The sequence below is a fragment of the Neobacillus sp. PVCKKU3 genome, from assembly GCF_058323225.1.
Genome location: NZ_JBLVQN010000002.1, coordinates 167,141 through 186,381 on the forward strand (window position 1 = coordinate 167,141; position 19,241 = coordinate 186,381).

Below are 19,241 nucleotides of genomic sequence, written 5' to 3' on the forward strand. Positions count from 1 at the left end.
AGGAGGAAATGGAATGAAGTGGATAAATAAGATGTTCGTTTTTGTTATTGTTCTTTCCTTGATGGGCTGGGCGGGAACCTTACAGGTCTCCGCTCAAGGGACGGAGGGTCACCAGCATCATGAACTAATTTCTGAAACACATAGTGTTGAAACAGTGAGACAGAATCAAAGAGGAAACGGCGACCAAGGTTTATCTGAAAAGTATCATGGACATATTTCAGACCGTCCGGAAACAAAGCAGAAAAAAACGAAGCCGCCTGCCCCGAGTCAGCGCTATATTCCCATTCAGCTTTTGGGAATCAATGATTTGCATGGCCAGTTAAACGTAACCCGTAAGGTAAACGGGAAACCTGTCGGACGCGCTGATTATTTAGCGGCATATTTAAAGCAGCGTGCAGCAGAAAACAAAAACACCCTGCTTGTCCAGGCAGGTGATATGGTCGGAGCAAGCCCGCCCGTTTCCGCGCTTTTGCAGGATGAACCGACAATTGAGTTTTTAAACAGAATGGGATTTGATATTGGAACGGTTGGAAACCACGAATTTGATGAAGGGGTAAATGAACTGCTTAGGCTTATCCATGGCGGCTCCCATCCGAAAACAGGCAATTTTGCAGGATCCCAATTCCCTTGGGTGGTCGCCAATGTTATTAATAAAGAAACAGGCAAAACGATCTTGCCGCCTTACCAAGTCATGAAAGTAAACGGAATGCCAATCGGCTTTATCGGCGTTGTCACAACGGAAACTCCAACCATTGTGGTACCAAGCGGTGTAGCAGGTTTGCAATTTACGGATGAGGTCGAAGCCATTAATAAAAACGTTGCAGAATTGAAAAAGCAAGGTGTCAAAGCGATCGTTGTTTTAGCCCATAATCCGGGTACTTCCGGTCCAAATGGGGAAAACCCAACGGGCCAGCTGGTCGATATCGCCAATCGTGTTGATGACGAAGTGGATGTGATTTTCGGCGGACATAACCATGCCTATATGAATGCCACAATCGATAATAAGTTAATAGTTCAAGCCTACTCTTATGGAACGGCTTTTTCTGATGTCGATATCGAGATTGATCCAAAGACAAAGGATATTGTCACAAAAAGAGGTGAAATTGTGACAACATTCCAGGAGGGAATTGACCCAGACCCTGATATAAAACAAATGATTGAAGGATATGAATCAAAAATTGAACCGATTGTAAACCGTGTTGTTGGTTCCACGTCCGAACCATTAACAGCCAAGCAAAACGAAAATGGTGAATCGGTTCTCGGCGACTTCATTGCCAATGCCCAAAGACAAGCACTAGGGACGCAAATGGCATTTATGAATCCAGGCGGGATCCGCGCAGATTTTGATCCTGGGGATATCACATGGGGCGAAGTGTATACGGTTCAGCCATTTAATAATGATATGGTGAAAATGGTAATGACAGGTCAGCAAATTCGCAATTTGCTTAACCAGCAGTGGACAGACTCGAAAATGACCATGCTGCAGATTTCCGGGATAACCTATACTTGGGATTCCACGAAACCTGTAGGCCAACGGGTAGGAATTATCAAGCTTGCCGATGGAACGGAACTAGATCCTAATGCTTCCTATACGGTAGCGGCCAACGTCTTCCTCTCTGGCGGAGGAGACGGTTTCACAGAATTCACTAGGGCCACCAATAAAGAGATTGGTCCGGTCGATTTAGACGTTCTAGTGAATTACATTCAGGCGCAGCCAAAACCATTCACCTACAGCAACCAAAATAGGATTCAGAAGGTTAAATAATCGAAGCTTTGCAATAAAAAAGGGCGCTGATTAAGAAAATCAAAGCCCTTTTTTCTTTTGACTCTAAAAACCATTCTAAACTCCAAGAACCATTTTACTTAAATTTGATCTCATCACGTCATTATTGCCAAAATGGATCGTCAATGCACGGGCATCCCGGTAATATTGTTCGAACGGATATTCTTTGGAATAGCCATACATCCCGTGTAATTGAATAGCGGTATCAATGATTTTTAATGCCTTTTCCGTGGTATTGATTTTGGCCTGAAAGACGGTTGGAATCGGTCCTGGTTTACTTGTATCCCTGTCACGGGCAGCTTGGTATAAAAGGCTTTGGGCTGCTTGAAGCTCAATCAGCATATCAGCAAAGCGCATCTGAACTGCACCCATTTCTCCTAGTTTTTGCCCAAGGATTTGACGATCCTTGAGATAAGTCTTTGTTTCATCAACGGCAGCCTGGGCTAATCCTAAAGCGATGGACCCCGCGCCTAAAGCAGCCAATCCGCCTGCCACACCCATTACCTGAAGACCGGATCCAATTGATCCTAGCAGGGCATCACCTGAGAGGCGGCAATTTTCGAAAATTAATTCTCCTGTTGGAAGAGCGAGCATCCCAAGTTTATCCTCCAATTTTCCGAAGGTAAATCCAGGTGTGCCTTTTTCGACTAAAAACATACTTAATCCAGGTTGGCCTGATTCGTTTACTGTTTTCGCCATCACCAAATAAACATCTGCTGAGCCTGCACCACTGATAAAGGTTTTTGTTCCATTTAAAATATAAGAATCCCCGCTTTTGACAGCGGTTGTTTGGATTGTAAATGGGTTCGAACCTCCGCCTGATTCGGTTCCTGCAAGGGCACAAATCCATTCTCCTCGTGCCAGCGGCTTTAAATATTTTTCCTTTTGTGCGGGAGAACCAATAGCAAGAATGGCTAATGAAGCAGCCAGATGTGTGTTGAATAGGAAGGCTGTGGAAGGGCAAGCCCTGCCGATGGATTCCATCGTAATAAGGAAACTGTATGTATCTGCACCTGCTCCTTCAAAAACCGGCGGCAGCATTAATCCCATCAACCCTTGTTTTGAAAGAAGGGAGAAAATTTCGGATGGAAAAGCGCCGTTTTGATAAAATTGTTTAGATAAAGGTGCTATTTTTTCAGCAGCCAAATCCTTCACCATTTTTTGGAGTTGAGTCTGTTCATCAGAAAGCAATAAATTCATTTCTCTAAAAACCCCTTTCGACATTGCTGAATTTTCAATCTATTGCCAGTATATAGAAGGCTCGGCTATTGTTCTATGAGCTGTATCACAGAGGTCGAAAAAATGTTATTGTTATAGTAGAGATATTTTTGCATCCTAGGAGTGGGTAAGATGATAAATTTTATCAAGCAAACTGCGAAAACGCTTTTTCCCGGGTATTTCGCTGTGGTGATGGCTACCGGAGCATTATCGATTGCGGCCTTTTTGCTTGGAATGAAACTGATTTCGATAGCTTTGTTATATGTTAATGTGGTGGCGTATATTATTCTGTGGTTCTTAACGTTGATTCGGTTATTTAAATATTTTCCTAGTCTTAGAGCAGACATCTCCAGTCATACAAAAGGACCCGGTTTTTTTACCTTAGTCGCAGGGACCAGCGTCCTCGGAAGCCAGCTTATTATCGTTGAGAAGAATTATTCAATCGCGGTCATTTTATGGTACCTTGCCATATTTTTATGGATTTTGGTCATGTATACATTTTTCGCAGCCGTAACGATACGAAATGATAAACCTTCTTTGGCAGATGGGATTAACGGCGGCTGGTTAATTGCGGTTGTGGGGACACAGTCTGTTTCTATTCTCGGCACCTTGCTTTCCCCGCATTTAGTGGCAGGGAGGGATATGGTTTTATTTTTTACTCTGTGCATGTACTTTTTGGGATGTATGCTATACATAAACATTATAACTCTGATATTTTATAGATTTACTTTTATAGAGTTGAAATTCTCCGCATTGACACCGCCTTATTGGATTAATATGGGCGCAGTTGCGATAACGACCTTAGCGGGTGCTACGTTGATTCTAAATTCACAAAATTGGTCATTTCTTATCGAAATAACGCCATTTATTAAGGGATTCACCTTATTCTTTTGGATTACCGGTACTTGGTGGATACCGCTTTTATTCATTTTGATGGTATGGAAGCATTTATATCATCGGGAGCCAATAAACTATGACCCGCAATTTTGGGGAATGGCATTTCCGCTTGCCATGTACACGCTTAGCACATTTCAACTTTCGAAAGCCCTCAAGGTGCCATTTTTAACCGTTATTCCGGACATTATGGTCTATATCGCGATGGGGGCATGGGTGACCGTATTTATTGGACTTATTCATCATTTGTATCGCCACATTAAAACCAATCATAACAATACGGGTGTTGGGCATGGTGCCTAACAACCTATGGAACTCATAACATCCGAAGGCCCGAAGGAATTTGAGCCCCGGGCGTTATGAAGAGCTCATAACTCCCGAATGCCCGAAGAAATCAGAACTCCGGGCGTTATGAAGGCACTTATAACTCCCAATCGACCGAAGGAATCAGAACTCCCGTTCGCTATGAAATGGTTATAACTCCCGATCGACCGAAGGAATCAGAGCTCCGGCCGTTATGAAGAGCTCATAACTCCCGAATGCCCGAAGAAATCAGAGCTCCGGGCGTTATGAAGAGCTCATAACTCCCGAAGGCCCGAAGAAATCAGAACTCCGGGCGTTATGAAGGCACTTATAACTCCCAATCGACCGAAGGAATCAGAGCCCCGGGCGTTATGAAGAGCTCATAACTCCCGAACGCACGAAGAAATCAGAACTCCGGGCGTTATGAAGGGATCATAACACCCGAAGACCCGAAGAAATCAGAGCTCCGGGCGTTATGAAGAGCTCATAACTCCCGAACGCACGAAAGAATCAGAGCTCCGGGCGTTATGAAGGCACTTATAACTCCCGATCGACCGAAGGAATCAGAGCCCCGGGCGTTATAAAGGGATCATAACTCTCAATCGACCGTAAAAATTAGTACTTCGGTCGTTATGAAGAGCTCATAACTCCCGAATGCACGAAGAAATCAGAGCCCGGCCGTTATGAAGGCCTCTATAACTCCCGAATGCCCGAAGAAAACAGAGCTCCGGTCATTAAGTAGAGCTCATAACACCCGAATACCCGAAGGAATCAGAACTCCGGTCGTTATAAAAGATTCATAACATCCCACGGCTGAAAAAATGGGAACTCCAGTGGTTATGAAATTCAATCATATACAAAAAAGGCAAATTGTCCGCCTCAGGTGGACAATTTGCCTTTTTTTCTTTTTGCACTGCCTGACACCTACCTTTTATTCGTAAGACCGCTCCAATTCATCAATTAGTGACCCAACATAAGCTACCGCTTTCTTAATTGGTTCCGGGCTAGACATGTCGATGCCGGCATGTTTTATTAATTCTAATGGTTTCATGGTTCCGCCAGCGCGAAGGACGTCGAGCCATCTGTCAACCGCAGGCTGGCCTTCTTCCTGGATAATTTGCGCCATAGCCGTGGAAACAGTTAGTCCTGCGGAGTAAGTGTACGGATATAAGCCCATATAATAATGCGGTTGGCGCATCCAGGTCAGGCGGGCACCTTCATCAATCACCACTGTGTCTCCCCAGAACTCGGAAAGAACTGTGCCAGTTACTTCTGTTAATGTTTTCGCAGTCATTGCTTTGCCTTCTTCGGCCAAGGCATACACTCTACGTTGATACTCAGCCTCGAGCAGGTGAGTGACAAAATTATGATAGTAAGTTCCTAATAACTGTAAAATAACCCAGCGGCGCATCTGCTTGTCATCTTTGTAATTAGCCAATAAATGCTGGCCCAGCAGCATTTCATTCATCGTAGAAGGGGCCTCGACGAAATACATCGAAGGACGGACATTCATGATACGTTGATTCTTATTGGCTAAATAGAAATGTCCTGCATGACCGAATTCATGGGCGAGTGTGAAGCATCCGCGCATATTATCCTGCCATGTAATCAAGATATACGGATGTGCGCCATAAGGGCTCGAACAAAAGGCCCCGGTTGATTTGCCTATATTGTCCGCCCGGTCTACCCATCTTTCATTAAAACCTCTTTCAATTACTTCACAGTATTCAGGTCCCAGGACTTTCAAAGATTCCAAGATTACCTGGCTGGCTTCTTCAAAGGTGGTACTTGGATTGAAATCCGGATCGAGCGGTGCTTTCAAATCACAGAAAAGCATTTCATCAAGACCCAAGACTTTCTTCTTCAAAAGTGCAAACCTGCGCATGTGCGGAGCCAATTCTTTAAAAATGATATCAATCTGATTGTTATACATTTCAAGCGAAACCTGCTGAGGCTCGAGGAGCATGTGAGTGACAGATTCATAATTGCGTAAGCGGGCAAGTGTAACTTGCTTTTTCACCTCTGTCGAATAAGTAGCTGCCATTGTATTCGTGTACTGTTTAAGCGTCGAAACAAAAGACTTATAGGCTTTACGTCGAACATCTGTATCTTCCGAAAACTCATAGCGGCTTTCAAAAAGGGCAAAAGAGACCGGCAGTTCCTTTCCGTTTGAATCTTGAATTGTCGCAAAGTCCATATCTGCCAATTTTGTCATTTGATAGATTTGATAGGGGGCACCATGAACATCTCCAAGTGCAGCAAGCGCTTCTTCGGTTTCTGGTGAAAGCCGATGCTTTTTCGTTTCTAAAAGCTCATTTAAACTTTTCCAGAATGGTTCTAACCTAGGCTCTTCTTGAAAAAACTTTTCAAGGGTTCCTTCTTCAAAATCAAGGATTTCCGAATTGATAAACGATAGGGCAGCAATACTCTTTGTCCGTAGTAAAGCAAATTTTGCGGAATTGGCTTGGTTTTCCGGATCTGACCCGTCAGCCGATTGCTTTAAGTTCACATATGTCCAAGCTTTGATAATCCGCATCGAATGTTGCTCCTGTGCCGACAGGCAATCCAGCAAGGCTTTAGAACTTGTATGTAAAGTACCCTTAAACTGATTGAAGAAGGCAATCTCTTTATCTATTATGTCTAACTCTGCTTCCCATGCCTCTATGGATGGGAATAAATCACTGAGATTCCAAGTGAAATCCTCGGGTACTTCGGACCTGCTCAGCCGTTTTTCGATTGTTTTATCCATACATGTATTCCCCCTAAAATATTTAGCTTCCCTAAATTTCATCATATAATTACCCTGAAAATTTAGTCAACTTTATTTTATAGAAAAAGTTAGGATATCTCACAAACATCAGCTCTGATTTACATTTCAGTGTTAGGAAACCTTACAAATTTGCAGAATGTTCCTTCAATATATGCCATACTAGCATTATTAAAACGATTCCTGCTCGTTAAACGATAAAAATGAGCTGACAGGAGGGTGGGAACCGATGGTTAATTATTTTGTTCAATTCATCACAGTCCTTTTGTTTTATTTTATTGGAAATGGTCTGGTGAGATGTCTTAATCTTCCTCTTCCAGGAAGCATCGTTGGAATGGCCCTTTTGTTTCTAGGTTTGACATTAAAGATCTGTAAACTCAAATGGGTCGAAGCTATAGCACAGCTCCATATCAAACATATTACACTTCTTTTTATTCCTTTTGCTGTCGGGGTGTGGCACTATACTGGTATCTTTCGGATCGAAGGATTAAAACTGACTGCAATACTCGCAGCCAGCAGCATCGCAGTATTGCTGGTTACGGCGGGAATGGCAGAGTTTTTCGAAATCAAAACAAAGAGGGGGAGGCAAAATGGAAAAAATAATTGAAAGCATCCTTTTATGTACAGCTGTCACGGTAATCAGCTACCTAATCGGATTGAAAGTTTTTAATAGATATCAAAAGCCGTGGTTAAACCCTTTATACACCGTTACAGTTTTCATCATTTCGATGATTTCGTTGTTCCACTTAAAAATGGATGATTATACATCAGGCTCAGAGGTATTCTCTCTCCTTTTGGGAACAGCCACTGTTTCATTAGCTGTTCCTTTATACAAACATATCAAGCTAATAAAAAGATATTTATTGGTCATTCTATTGGCAGTCCTGTCAGGTACAATAACGGGTGTGGCGACGGTTGTGTTTTTGACCAAATTGCTCCACGTAAATAGGGAAATAATGATTACCCTCATTCCAAAATCAGTTACTGCACCTATTGCACTTTCTATTTCGCAATCGGTTGGAGCAAGCTCTTCACTAACCTTGATGTTTGTTCTGTTTTCCGGTATTTTATCCCTTACTATTGGGCCTTCTATGTTAAAGTACGCGCGTATCAAAAGTGGAATTGCCAAAGGCTTGGCATTGGGAACTTCTGCGCAAGCAATCGGGGCCAAGAGGGCATTTGAGTGGGGAGAACTAGAAGGTGCGATGGGAAGCATTGCTATGATTACCGCTGCCATCATTATGTCTGTATTCGCTCCTTTAATCCTTTATATTTACTGAACAAGATTGACATGTTGTAAATTAAAAGAAGGAAGATACTCAACTTCCTTCTTTTTCTATTTCTATTAATAACAAAAATGTTTTTATAATATTTCGTCAACTCGTTGACCAAGCTATTTTTCCAATGATATCATGACATTGTAAACGTTTTCGATTAACATTATTTTAAAAAAGTTTTTAAGAAAAAAATCATTGGGGAGGAAGTAAATATGAGTTTCGGTAATCACGTCCAATTCAAGGTTTATCAGCAGTATGAGAAAAATATCATTCCGGTATCCTACGAAGAGTTAGAGGCAAAGGCAAAGGAAAAGCTGGAAAATAAGCCTTATTATTATGTAGCTGCTTCAGCGGGTGCCGAAATCACGGCGAAGCAAAATAACAAGGCATTTGAAAAATGGCAAATTGTCCCTAGAATGCTTTGCGATACATCTTCTAGAGATTTAAGCATCGAGCTATTCGGCAAAAAATTGGCTTACCCAGTTTTGTTGGCACCAGTTGGGGTTCAGTCCATTGTCCACCCTGAAGGTGAACTCGCAACAGCAAGGGCTGCGGCGGCCATGGATGTTCCGTTCATTGCAAGTACAGCCTCTACATACAGTTTGGAAAAAATAGCAGGTGAGATGGGACAAGCTCCCCGCTGGTATCAATTATATTGGAGTAAAGATAGGGAAATTGCCGCGAGTATGGTAAAAAGGGCGGAAGCAGCTGGATATGATGCGATCGTCATCACCTTGGACACACCGATGATGGCATGGCGCGAAAAGGATATTGAGAATGCCTATCTGCCTTTCTTGGAAGCACAAGGAATTGGCAATTATTTAGAAGACCCAGTTTTCTGTTCTCGATTAGAAAAATCTCCACAAGAGGATTTGCAAGCGGCTATCATGCTGTGGGCGAGGGTTTTCGGCAATCCGACTTTAACCTGGGAGGACCTTGAATTCATTAAAGCTCAAACCTCCTTACCAATTCTACTAAAAGGAATATTACACCCTGAAGACGCAAGGCTTGCAGTAGAACATGGTGTAGATGGAATCATCGTCAGCAATCACGGCGGCAGACAGGTCGACGGTGCCATAGCAGCAATCGATGCATTACCAGATATCGTCGACGCTGTAAACGGTGAAATTCCAGTACTAATGGACAGCGGAATTCGAAGAGGCTCTGATATTATTAAAGCACTTGCGTTAGGGGCGAAGGCAGTTTTGGTCGGACGTCCATACATGTACGGCTTGGCATTGGCGGGTCAAGAGGGGGTTAAACAAGTATTAAGAAACCTGATTGCCGATTTTGACTTGACACTTGCTTTATCCGGTAAACGCTCTGTTACCGAATTAAATAGAGATTTGTTAAAAAGTGTCTAGGGGGTAAGCAAAATGGAGGAATTAGTGTTAAACGCAATTCAGGATGAATATCCGGATGATTTTGCCTGGTGTTATGGCTGCGGCCGCTTAAATGAAGCAGGTCATCACTTTCGGACCGGCTGGGACGGGGAAAAAACCGTTACCACCTATACCCCAAAGCCTGAACATCTAGCGCTGCCGGGTTTTGTTTATGGAGGGCTTGTTGCTTCCTTAATTGATTGTCATGGTACAGGTTCAGCAGCTCTGGTCCTGCACCGAAAAAATGGCCATGAACCGGGGGAAGGGGCTGAACCGCCTCGTTTTGTCACAGCATCCTTAAATGTCAATTTTATGAAGCCAACTCCACATGGCATACCATTAAAAGCGGTGGGCATAGTGGAGGAGATTCACCCTAAGAAATTTAAGGTGACAACCGAAGTTTTTGCAAATGAAACTCTATGTGCAAAAGGTGAAGTTGTTGCAGTTGTCATGCCTAGCACATTTGTCCAAAAGGGGTAATTAATGAAAAAAGCAGTACCTTTACTTAACCGGGTAAAAGGACTGCTTTTTTCTATTTTTTATTAATTTTATCAAGACTGATAAAAAAATCTTCAACAATACTTTCCAATTTCTTTAGGTCTTCCTTCAGAATGTCCCGTAGTTGTGCATTTAAAGAAAAAAGGGCGCTTTCAATTAGGAATTTACGAGGTTTTTTTGTATCGAGCAGCTCTTCTTCAATAAAATCCAATAGGCAAATATAGGCAGATTGCTCATTTTGGCCCAATTTGCTTTTAAGGGTAAAAATGGCATGATGAATCCTCTTTTGAAAATCATGCTGATTTTTTTTACAATCAGGGAACCAGGATTCCAAAGCTTGCGGACTAATTAATTGTTCATTCTGATCAGCCACTTCATTCACCATATTTACTAACCGGTTAACCGTATAGCGTACAATACGGCTGAGATTGACATTTGAATCATGGGCCAACAGTGAAAACTTTAAGTTCTCTCTTAGCATGCCCATAAACATAATGGCACAATCTAATAAATAGTCTTTCTTTTTTTCGCCAAAAAGATCAATTAATCGCAGGTAAACCCAATGAATGTTCTTTACCTTACCACGTTCGATAAATTGCTTTAGGTCGGCATCATTAGAAACTATTACCTCTTCAAAAAGGGTGATTAACTTATTTTTTCGATTCGTCTTTAATTGAAGTTCAATCTGCTTAATAAAGATTTCAATATCTGACCGGTCTTGGCCAATTAATAGTTCATTTCGTAATGTCGCTAATTCAGAAAAAACAGTTTTAAAAATAGCAATTAATAATTCATTTTTTGAGGAAAAGTAATTATAAAAGGTCCCTTTGGAAATACCGCTGTAATCTAAAATATCCTGAATCGATGTTGACTGAAACCCTTTATCAATAAATAGCTGATGTGCCATTTTGACAACATGCTTTTTTCGATCATTCATCATTTATCACCTTGATTTTTTTTTGTACAGAGTGTATAAAATCATAGTACCTGAATTTTTACTAGTTTACAAACCAATAAAACACGCAGATTTTTTTATTGCAAAAATTGAACAGCGCGTATATTATTATGTAAGTATGAAACAGGGGTATAAAAAAATGAACAACAAGTTTATAGGGGGAAATAGAATGGATCAAACCATAAATAAGTCCGGCCGGCCGCCTTATGGCATTATAGCGGTGTTAATGGTCGGTGCTTTTATTGCGTTCTTAAATAATACATTATTAAATATTGCTTTGCCTTCAATTATGAAGGACCTGGATGTGGAAGCATCAACTGTGCAGTGGTTGACCACCGGCTTTATGCTGGTAAACGGAATTTTAATTCCTTCCACTGCTTATTTAATTCAAAAATATTCAGTTCGACGATTGTTCTTATCAGCAATGCTATTATTTTTAGCTGGGACAATTCTCGCAGGTACTGCTCATGTTTTTCCTATTTTATTAGGCGGACGGATGCTGCAGGCTTCGGGTTCTGCCATTTTAATGCCGCTCTTGATGAATGTTATGTTAGTAAGCTTCCCAGTTGAAAAAAGGGGAACGGCAATGGGCGTGTTCGGCCTCATCTTAATGTCTGCACCAGCCATTGGGCCTACCCTTTCAGGCTGGATTATTGAACATTATGATTGGAGAATGCTCTTCCACTTTATTACACCAATAGCCATCGTTGTAGTTTTAATCGGCTTTTTCTTACTGAAGGATAAAAAAGAAAAAGTAAATATGCGTATTGATTTAATTTCACTTGTGTTATCCAGCCTCGGCTTTGGCGGAATTCTTTATGGATTTAGTTCCGCTGGAAAGCGGAATACTTCAGGAGATACAGGCGGCAGTACATGGGGCCAAGGCGGCTGGGATGACCCGATTGTCTATGGCTCAATTATTATTGGAGTCGTCTGCTTGATTGTGTTTATTGTGCGACAGTTAAAGCAAGAAAATCCTTTACTGAATTTCCGAGTTTATAAATACCCAATGTTTGCATTATCTTCTGCAATCGCCATGGTTGTCAATATGGCATTGTTTTCTGGGATGATTTTGCTTCCAATTTACGTTCAGACCATTCGCGGCATTTCGCCTATGGATGCAGGTTTAATGCTGCTTCCTGGAGCGATTTTAATGTCGATCATGTCTCCGATTACAGGAAAACTGTTTGATAAGTTTGGCGGCCGTATCCTGGCGATTACCGGTTTAACTATATTGACAGTAACAACTTTTATGTTTACTAAGCTTGAACTGCATACTTCCTATACTCACTTGATTATTCTATATTCCGTCCGGATGTTTGGCATGTCGATGGTCATGATGCCGGTATCAACGAATGGCTTAAACCAATTACCAGCCCGCTTATATCCACATGGAACAGCCATGAACAATACCTTAAACCAGGTGGCTGGTGCGATTGGGACTGCCTTGTTAGTAACGGTTATGACCAATAGGACTACTGCAAAGGCAGAGGAACTTGGGACTGCTGCGCAGGCAGCCATGAAAAACGCTACCCAGTCTCCAACACCGGAAGTTATCGCGCAAATGAAACAAGAAATTATGATGAAAGCCATGTTAGATGGAATAAATTACTCCTTCTTCTTTGCAACAGCTATCGCGGCGGTTGCACTCGTCCTTGCCTTCTTTATTAAGCGGGCTAAGCAGGCTGAAGATTCAGGTGAAACAAAGCCAATGGGTGCTAAGGCAACCAGAAAATTAGCGGGAAATTAATCTGCACTAAATAAACTTTTTACCAGGTATTCCTTTCGAATGCCTGGTTTTTATATATAATGAAAAAAAGACTTGTTTCGAAGGGGAGAAGGATGCTTTGCGAGTAATTTCATTATGTCCGAGTAATACCGAACTGATAGAGTACCTAGGCTTAACAAATTTGTTAGTGGGGGTTGACGATTTTTCTGACTGGCCGGCAGCCGTTTCAGATCTGCCTAAATTAGGTCCTGATTTATCAATAAATATGGACTTAGTTGAAGAGCTGCAGCCAGATATGGTTCTGGCTTCACTAAGTGTACCCGGAATGGAGAAAAATGTAGAGGCCTTAAAGGAGCGGGGGATTCCTCATATTGTTTTAAACCCGCAATCATTAAACGATATTGAGCGGGACTTAATTATAACCGCTGACATACTCGGAATGCCGGAACGGGGGACGACGGCTGCGAAGAAATTTTACGAAAGGCTTGAAGCCATTAAATCCTTAGCCTCCAATGTAACGAATCGTCCTTCATTATATTGGGAATGGTGGCCAAAGCCGATTTTTACCCCTGGAAAAATTAATTGGCTGACAGAAATATCGGAGGCAGCAGGAGCGAAGAATATTTATGCAGATGTGGAATTGGCAAGTGTTCAAACCGATTGGGAGGATGTTCTAAACCGGAAACCTGACTTTATTTGTCTCGCTTGGGTAGGGGTTAGGAGGGAGAAGGTTCAAAAAAATGCAGTCAAGAAGCGGCCAGGTTTTGAACGATTAAACTATTTGACAGATGACCTGATTCTCATCCTTGAGGAGGAACTATACTGTCGTCCATCACCAAGACTATTAGAGGGATTGGAAAAATTATACAAGCTGATACATACATAAGAAGGGGTTAAGTCTGAAATTACGTTTTGCCTTGAGCGAAGTGAAAGGAATGATAAATATGAACGAAAAAGGGTTGAGAGGGAAGAAGATTATTATTTGCGGATCAAGAAAAATCGAAGAGATTAGTACGATCATTGAGAAACAAGGCGGAATTCCAATCGTCCGGCCCCTCCAAGGGACAGTTTTTTTAGCTGAAAAAGAAGTGGAGTCTGACCTAGTTAAATTTGTAAATAACGGGGCTGATTGGGTAATACTTACGACCGGAATTGGAACTGAAACACTCGTTAGCTTAGCGGCAAAGCTCGGTTTGGAGGAGCTTTTCTTAAAAAGACTGCGTGAGGCTAAGGTGGCGGTAAGAGGCTATAAAACGATTTCGGCGCTAAAAAAATTAGCAGTACAACCGGTTGCCACAGCAGATGATGGTACTACGAAGGGATTAGCTCTAGCACTTGAGTCCTATGATTTCTCCAATAAAAAAATTATGATACAGTTGCACGGAGAATTGGCACCGACGTTAACGGCGTTTTTTGAAAGCCGAGGCGGGTCAGTCCAAAAAATCCTCCCTTATCAGCATATCGCGCCTGAGCAGGAGATGGTTGAAAAATTGTCTCAAGAATTAATGACTACTGAATGTGATGCTGTATGTTTTACCACGGCAACACAGGTTCACTCGCTTTTTAATTATGCACGGGAGCATAATATTTTTGATTCTATAGTATATTCCATGAATAAAAACGTAGTAGCTGCAGCAGTGGGAAACGTTACCGCTGAAGCCTTAAGAGAAGAAGGTGTAAACCGTCTCGTCGTTCCCGATAATGAAAGAATGGGCGCAATGATTATCGAACTTGCTAAGTATTTCAACGCTTAACAGTATAAAAGTGTTCCTTTTGGAGCACTTTTTTCGGCTAATAAGACAAGTATAAAATTTTACCAATTTTTTTACTTGTCTTAACGCATAAATTCAACTACGCCTCTGTCATCGTCCTAACGGACTCGCCAATCGGCGAGTTTTCATTTATTTTGAAAAAATTGTCGATAAAAAAGTTTGTAAGGATAATTGACAATACGCCACTTTTTTACATTTTTTTCAGGTGAATTGTGCTAAATTGAAAAGGTATTCAGAAAAGAGTACAGCTAAGAATATTTGCGTATTTGACAGGATTCTTTTTACATAGTGATTAATGAATAGGGAGAACTATTTAACAGGATGTAAGGTGTAATGCCTATTTACAAACTGTAAAATAAATGGAGTATGCAGAGTTTTTGTAAAATATATATTGAAAAAGGGGGTTAAAAAAGTTTTATATTAAAGCGCTTTCATAAATGTTGTTTAGTGAACAAAAAGGGAGGGCTTTTATTTGGCATTCGAAAAAACACAACGAATTTCCTTAACGAATCTTGAAAAAAACTTTCAAGAGGTTGAGCCGGGACTTACGAAACAAGAAGCGATAGATGAAGCTAATCGCTGCCTCTACTGTTATGATGCCCCATGTATCAAAGCCTGTCCAACGGGCATCAATATTCCTGCCTTTATTAAAAAAATTGCCTCAGGAAACTTGCTGGGATCTGCAAAGACGATTATGTCTGCTAACCCGGTAGGAGCAAGCTGCGCAAGAGTATGCCCGACAGAGGAACTCTGCGAAGGAGCTTGTGTACTGAATCACTCCACTAAACCAATCATGATTGGCAATCTGCAGCGTTATGCGACAGATTGGGCCATCCACAATAACCAAACTCTATTTGAAAAAGGGAAATCAAACGGAAAGAAAATAGCGATCATCGGGGCTGGACCGGCCGGATTATCGGCAGCACGTGAGCTTGCACGGCTGGGCTACAAAGTGACTGTTTTTGAAGCTGCCAACAAGGCTGGCGGTTTAAATACCTTTGGTATTGTCTCGTTTCGGTTGCCGCAGCGTATTTCTTTTTGGGAAGTCGAGCAGGTGAAAAAATTAAACGTTACGATCCGAACCAATACGATGGTAGGAAGGGACATTACGACTGAAGAATTAATGGAAGGGTTTGACCGGATTGTCCTTGCAGCTGGAATGGGACATGTGCCAGGGCTCGGCATTTCAGGCGAGGAGCTGGATGGGGTTTATGATGCCATTGAGTTTGTCAAAGCAACCAAGGGTGGGGAACTGTCTAATGAATTTGTGGGTAAGCGTGTGGTTGTAATTGGTGCTGGGAATACAGCCATAGATGGTGCGACTTGTTCCATTCGGCTAGGGGCTGAAAACGTGAAGATCCTCTATCGAAGAACTATAGATGAAATGACAGCCTACGATTTTGAATATGAGTTTGCCAAGCAGGATGGTGTCGAGTTTCGCTGGCTGGCTGCACCGCAAAGGATTATTGGAAACGAGAACGGCAAGGTGACAGGTATTGAGTGTTTAAAGATGAAGCTAGGTGAACCTGAGGCGGATGGACGGCGCCGTCCTGTACCGGTTGTCGGGTCAGAACATGTCATTCCGGTTGATGTTGTGGTGAAAGCTATCGGACAAACAAGACATCTCTCCTTAATTGAGCAGTTTGGATTGGAGCACGACGGAGGGGTGGTTAAGGTTGACCCGGTTACATTGCAGACATCAAATCCAGACATATTTGCCTGCGGCGACGTGATTTTTGGCAAAGGACAAGGGGAAGCCATGGTTGTGACGGCTGCCCAGCAAGGAAAAGAAGTAGCTTATGCCATTCACAAACAATTTATAACGGTGGGAACTACTTGACTCGAGTCTATTAATCTCATGAAAACTTTAAAGGGGGAAATTTGATGGCTGATTTACGGATTAACCTCGCAGGGATCAGTTCGCCTAATCCATTTTGGCTGGCGTCTGCACCACCGACAAATTCAGGCTATCAGGTTCAAAGGGCCTTTGAGGCGGGGTGGGGAGGAGCCGTCTGGAAAACGCTTGGGGATCCCATTCTGAATACAAGCTCCCGCTTTGCTGCCATCAGCTTTAACGGCCAGCGGGTCGCAGGCTTTAATAATATTGAATTGATTACTGACCGTCCGCTCGATGTAAATTTAAAGGAAATCTATGAAACGAAAAAGAAGTTCCCAAACCATGCCATCATCGCCTCTCTGATGGTAGAGCCGAAGCAGGAAAAATGGCATGAAATTGTTAAACGTGTGGAGGCTGTAGGGGTCGATGGACTTGAGCTAAACTTCGGATGTCCGCACGGCATGGCAGAGCGGGGCATGGGTTCAGCCTCAGGGCAGGTGCCGGCCCTTGTAGAAAAACAAACCTTTTGGGTAAAAGAAGTGGCAAAAACACCTGTTATCGTCAAGCTAACTCCGAATATTACCGATATTACAGCAACTGCGGAAGCAGCTTGTAACGGCGGTGCCGATGCTATTAGTATGATTAACACGATAAACAGCCTTATGGGCGTGGACCTTGATACTTGGAATACGATCCCGCATGTCGCCGGGAAGGGTGCCCATGGCGGTTATTGCGGTCCTGCCGTAAAGCCAATTGCCTTAAATATGGTGGCAGAGTGCGCCAGACATCCACAAATCAATGTCCCGATTTCCGGAATCGGCGGCATCTCCAACTGGCGGGATGCGGTTGAATTTATGCTGATGGGGGCAACCGGAGTCCAAATCTGTACCGCCGCTATGCATCACGGCTTCCGGATTGTCGAGGATATGATTGAGGGGCTGAATCATTACCTGGACGGCAAGGGAATCGCTGCTGTTTCCGACATTATCGGCAAATCAGTGCCGAAATACTCGGATTGGGGAAATCTTGATCTGAACTATAATATCGTGGCGAAAATCAATACGGATGTTTGCATTAACTGTAACAAATGTTATATAGCCTGTGAGGATACATCGCACCAATGTATTGAAATGATTTCTGATGCATCAGGAAAAAGCTATCTGAAAGTGAGGGAAGAGGATTGTGTCGGCTGCAACTTATGCGCAATTGTCTGTCCCGTAGATGGGGCAATTGATATGATTGAAGTCCCGAATGAAATGCCGCCTATGACCTGGAATGAACGTCAGGCAGCTATTAACACAGCCATAACTTGCAAAGTGGATACAACGAAATGATAGATTAGGAGGGGCTAAACCTATGAAAAAAATCGTTAAAAACGGAACGATTGTTACAGCAGCAGATACGTTTAAAGGAGAAATATTAATTGAAGACGGTAAAATCACACAAATTGGCGCCAATCTTTCGGCTGTTGGAGCAGAAGTGATTGACGCAAAAGGCTGCCTCGTCTTCCCCGGAGGAATTGATCCACACACCCATCTAGACATGCCATTTGGCGGTACTGTAACGAGGGATGATTTTGAATCGGGCACGATTGCCGCTGCCTTCGGTGGCACAACCTCGATCATCGATTTTTGTCTGACCAATAAAGGTGAACCGTTAAAAAATGCAATTCAAACCTGGCATAACAAATCCAAGGATAAAGCGGTCATTGATTATAGCTTCCATCTCATGATTAGCGAAATCAATGATCAAGTACTTAATGAATTACCTCAAGTTATAAATGAGGAAGGAATCACCTCCTTTAAAGTGTTTATGGCGTATAAAAACGTCTTCCAAGCGGATGATGAGACCTTATTTAAGACGCTAGTGACGGCAAAGGACCTAGGCGCGCTGGTCATGGTCCATGCCGAGAACGGGGATGTTATTGATTACTTAACGAAAAAAGCCCTCGCGGAAGGGAACACGGATCCGATTTATCATGCCTTAACAAGACCGCCGGAGTTAGAGGGTGAAGCGACTGGCCGCGCTGCCCGATTTACCGGACTGGCGAATTCGCAATTATATGTTGTTCATGTTTCTTGTGCTGATGCGGTTGAAAAAATAGCGGAGGCAAGAGCGAAAGGGTATGAGGTGTGGGGGGAAACCTGCCCGCAATATCTCGTTCTTGATCAAAGCTATTTGGAAAAACCGAATTTTGAAGGTGCGAAATACGTATGGTCGCCGCCGCTCCGTGAAAAATGGAATCAGGATGTCCTTTGGAATGCGTTAAAAAGCGGCCAGCTGCAAACGTTGGGCTCCGACCAATGTTCATTCGATTTCAAAGGCCAAAAGGACCTGGGACGTGGCGATTTTACGAAGATTCCAAATGGCGGACCGATGATTGAAGATCGTCTAACCATTTTATTCTCGGAGGGGGTGAAAAAGGGAAGAATCAGTCTGAATCAGTTTGTGGACATTACCTCGACACGGATTGCCAAGCTTTTTGGCCTTTTCCCGAAAAAGGGAACGATTTCCATTGGTGCTGATGCCGACCTTGTCATTTTTGACCCGAATATCGAGCGGGTGCTTTCAGCGGAAACCCATCATATGGCCGTGGACTACAATGCCTTCGAAGGAATGAAAGTCACCGGAGAGCCAGTTTCTGTTCTTGTTCGCGGTGAATACGTGGTCCGCGACAAGCAGTTCGTCGGCAAGCCAGGCTCTGGTCAATACTTAAAAAGGGAGAAATATAGTTCAACTTCACCGGTAACTCAGAATGAAACACTATCAATCTAGCAGACCTATTCTATTCTTGAATCACTCCTGCAATTGCTCGGGCGTGCTCGA

The 19,241-nt window shown here is 42.8% G+C and carries 15 protein-coding genes; 12 read left to right on the plus strand and 3 right to left on the minus strand.

Annotation, left to right across the window (positions count from 1 at the left end; all coding sequences use genetic code 11):
- Positions 1-13 precede the first annotated feature (13 nt).
- Entirely contained in the window at positions 14-1,765 is a 1,752-nt protein-coding gene (locus ACNQGS_RS02425; RefSeq protein ID WP_491485963.1) for a bifunctional metallophosphatase/5'-nucleotidase, read from the plus strand.
- Between the two features lie 75 nt (positions 1,766-1,840).
- Here ACNQGS_RS02425 and ACNQGS_RS02430 read toward each other — a convergent pair whose 3' ends face one another.
- Positions 1,841-2,983 (minus strand): acyl-CoA dehydrogenase family protein, encoded by a 1,143-nt coding sequence (locus ACNQGS_RS02430; protein ID WP_491485964.1) that lies wholly within the window; start codon positions 2,981-2,983, stop codon positions 1,841-1,843.
- A 150-nt stretch (positions 2,984-3,133) separates the two neighbouring features.
- Between ACNQGS_RS02430 and ACNQGS_RS02435 the strand changes: the two genes are divergently transcribed.
- The gene (locus ACNQGS_RS02435; protein WP_491485965.1) at positions 3,134-4,198 is read left to right on the plus strand and encodes a tellurite resistance/C4-dicarboxylate transporter family protein; all 1,065 of its coding nucleotides are present in this window, start codon (positions 3,134-3,136) and stop codon (positions 4,196-4,198) included.
- Positions 4,199-5,129: 931 nt separating this feature from the next.
- Here ACNQGS_RS02435 and pepF read toward each other — a convergent pair.
- Positions 5,130-6,947: an oligoendopeptidase F gene (gene pepF, locus ACNQGS_RS02440; protein ID WP_491485966.1), complete on the minus strand. Its 1,818-nt coding sequence runs from the start codon at positions 6,945-6,947 to the stop codon at positions 5,130-5,132.
- A gap of 247 nt (positions 6,948-7,194) precedes the next feature.
- On the opposite strand from pepF, the gene ACNQGS_RS02445 reads away from it, so the two are divergent.
- The 4 genes from ACNQGS_RS02445 (at position 7,195) to ACNQGS_RS02460 (ending at position 10,104) form a co-directional block, all read left to right on the plus strand.
- Entirely contained in the window at positions 7,195-7,572 is a 378-nt protein-coding gene (locus ACNQGS_RS02445; RefSeq protein WP_491485967.1) for a CidA/LrgA family protein, read from the plus strand.
- On the plus strand, positions 7,556-8,245 hold the full coding sequence (locus ACNQGS_RS02450) for an LrgB family protein (RefSeq protein ID WP_491485968.1): 690 nt from the start codon (positions 7,556-7,558) through the stop codon (positions 8,243-8,245). The genes ACNQGS_RS02445 and ACNQGS_RS02450 overlap by 17 nt, the downstream gene beginning before the upstream one ends.
- Positions 8,246-8,454: 209 nt before the next feature.
- Entirely contained in the window at positions 8,455-9,606 is a 1,152-nt protein-coding gene (locus tag ACNQGS_RS02455) for a lactate 2-monooxygenase (RefSeq protein WP_491485969.1), read from the plus strand.
- Positions 9,607-9,618: 12 nt separating this feature from the next.
- Complete coding sequence (locus ACNQGS_RS02460) at positions 9,619-10,104, plus strand: PaaI family thioesterase (protein ID WP_491485970.1); 486 nt, start codon at positions 9,619-9,621, stop codon at positions 10,102-10,104.
- Between the two features lie 52 nt (positions 10,105-10,156).
- On the opposite strand, the gene ACNQGS_RS02465 is transcribed toward ACNQGS_RS02460, so the two are convergent.
- On the minus strand, positions 10,157-11,059 hold the full coding sequence (locus ACNQGS_RS02465) for a TetR/AcrR family transcriptional regulator (RefSeq protein ID WP_491485971.1): 903 nt from the start codon (positions 11,057-11,059) through the stop codon (positions 10,157-10,159).
- A gap of 187 nt (positions 11,060-11,246) precedes the next feature.
- Here ACNQGS_RS02465 and ACNQGS_RS02470 point away from each other — a divergent pair, with 187 nt between their 5' ends.
- From ACNQGS_RS02470 to hydA, 6 genes are all read left to right on the plus strand, one after another.
- Positions 11,247-12,827: a DHA2 family efflux MFS transporter permease subunit gene (locus ACNQGS_RS02470; RefSeq protein WP_491485972.1), complete on the plus strand. Its 1,581-nt coding sequence runs from the start codon at positions 11,247-11,249 to the stop codon at positions 12,825-12,827.
- Between the two features lie 97 nt (positions 12,828-12,924).
- Positions 12,925-13,692, plus strand: a complete 768-nt coding sequence (locus ACNQGS_RS02475; protein WP_491485973.1) for a cobalamin-binding protein — start codon at positions 12,925-12,927, stop codon at positions 13,690-13,692.
- Positions 13,693-13,750: 58 nt separating this feature from the next.
- Positions 13,751-14,560 carry a uroporphyrinogen-III synthase gene (locus tag ACNQGS_RS02480; protein WP_491485974.1) on the plus strand — a complete coding sequence of 270 codons (810 nt, stop codon included), beginning with the start codon at positions 13,751-13,753 and terminating at the stop codon, positions 14,558-14,560.
- A 490-nt stretch (positions 14,561-15,050) separates the two neighbouring features.
- On the plus strand, positions 15,051-16,418 hold the full coding sequence (locus tag ACNQGS_RS02485; protein WP_491485975.1) for an NAD(P)-dependent oxidoreductase: 1,368 nt from the start codon (positions 15,051-15,053) through the stop codon (positions 16,416-16,418).
- A 44-nt stretch (positions 16,419-16,462) separates the two neighbouring features.
- Complete coding sequence (gene preA / locus ACNQGS_RS02490) at positions 16,463-17,749, plus strand: NAD-dependent dihydropyrimidine dehydrogenase subunit PreA (protein WP_491485976.1); 1,287 nt, start codon at positions 16,463-16,465, stop codon at positions 17,747-17,749.
- Between the two features lie 22 nt (positions 17,750-17,771).
- The gene (gene hydA / locus ACNQGS_RS02495) at positions 17,772-19,190 is read left to right on the plus strand and encodes a dihydropyrimidinase (RefSeq protein ID WP_491485977.1); all 1,419 of its coding nucleotides are present in this window, start codon (positions 17,772-17,774) and stop codon (positions 19,188-19,190) included.
- Positions 19,191-19,241 lie beyond the last annotated feature (51 nt).

Excerpts from the sequence above, each read along its gene's own strand:
- ACNQGS_RS02435 (WP_491485965.1), top strand. The coding sequence starts at position 3,134 with ATGATAAATTTTATCAAGCAAACTGCGAAAACGCTTTTTCCCGGGTAT.
- hydA (WP_491485977.1), top strand. The coding sequence starts at position 17,772 with ATGAAAAAAATCGTTAAAAACGGAACGATTGTTACAGCAGCAGATACG.
- ACNQGS_RS02480 (WP_491485974.1), top strand. The coding sequence starts at position 13,751 with ATGAACGAAAAAGGGTTGAGAGGGAAGAAGATTATTATTTGCGGATCA.
- preA (WP_491485976.1), top strand. The coding sequence starts at position 16,463 with ATGGCTGATTTACGGATTAACCTCGCAGGGATCAGTTCGCCTAATCCA.
- ACNQGS_RS02450 (WP_491485968.1), top strand. The coding sequence starts at position 7,556 with ATGGAAAAAATAATTGAAAGCATCCTTTTATGTACAGCTGTCACGGTA.
- ACNQGS_RS02470 (WP_491485972.1), top strand. The coding sequence starts at position 11,247 with ATGGATCAAACCATAAATAAGTCCGGCCGGCCGCCTTATGGCATTATA.
- pepF (WP_491485966.1), bottom strand. The coding sequence starts at position 6,947 with ATGGATAAAACAATCGAAAAACGGCTGAGCAGGTCCGAAGTACCCGAG.
- ACNQGS_RS02425 (WP_491485963.1), top strand. The coding sequence starts at position 14 with ATGAAGTGGATAAATAAGATGTTCGTTTTTGTTATTGTTCTTTCCTTG.
- ACNQGS_RS02455 (WP_491485969.1), top strand. The coding sequence starts at position 8,455 with ATGAGTTTCGGTAATCACGTCCAATTCAAGGTTTATCAGCAGTATGAG.
- ACNQGS_RS02445 (WP_491485967.1), top strand. The coding sequence starts at position 7,195 with ATGGTTAATTATTTTGTTCAATTCATCACAGTCCTTTTGTTTTATTTT.
- ACNQGS_RS02460 (WP_491485970.1), top strand. The coding sequence starts at position 9,619 with ATGGAGGAATTAGTGTTAAACGCAATTCAGGATGAATATCCGGATGAT.
- ACNQGS_RS02465 (WP_491485971.1), bottom strand. The coding sequence starts at position 11,059 with ATGAATGATCGAAAAAAGCATGTTGTCAAAATGGCACATCAGCTATTT.
- ACNQGS_RS02430 (WP_491485964.1), bottom strand. The coding sequence starts at position 2,983 with ATGAATTTATTGCTTTCTGATGAACAGACTCAACTCCAAAAAATGGTG.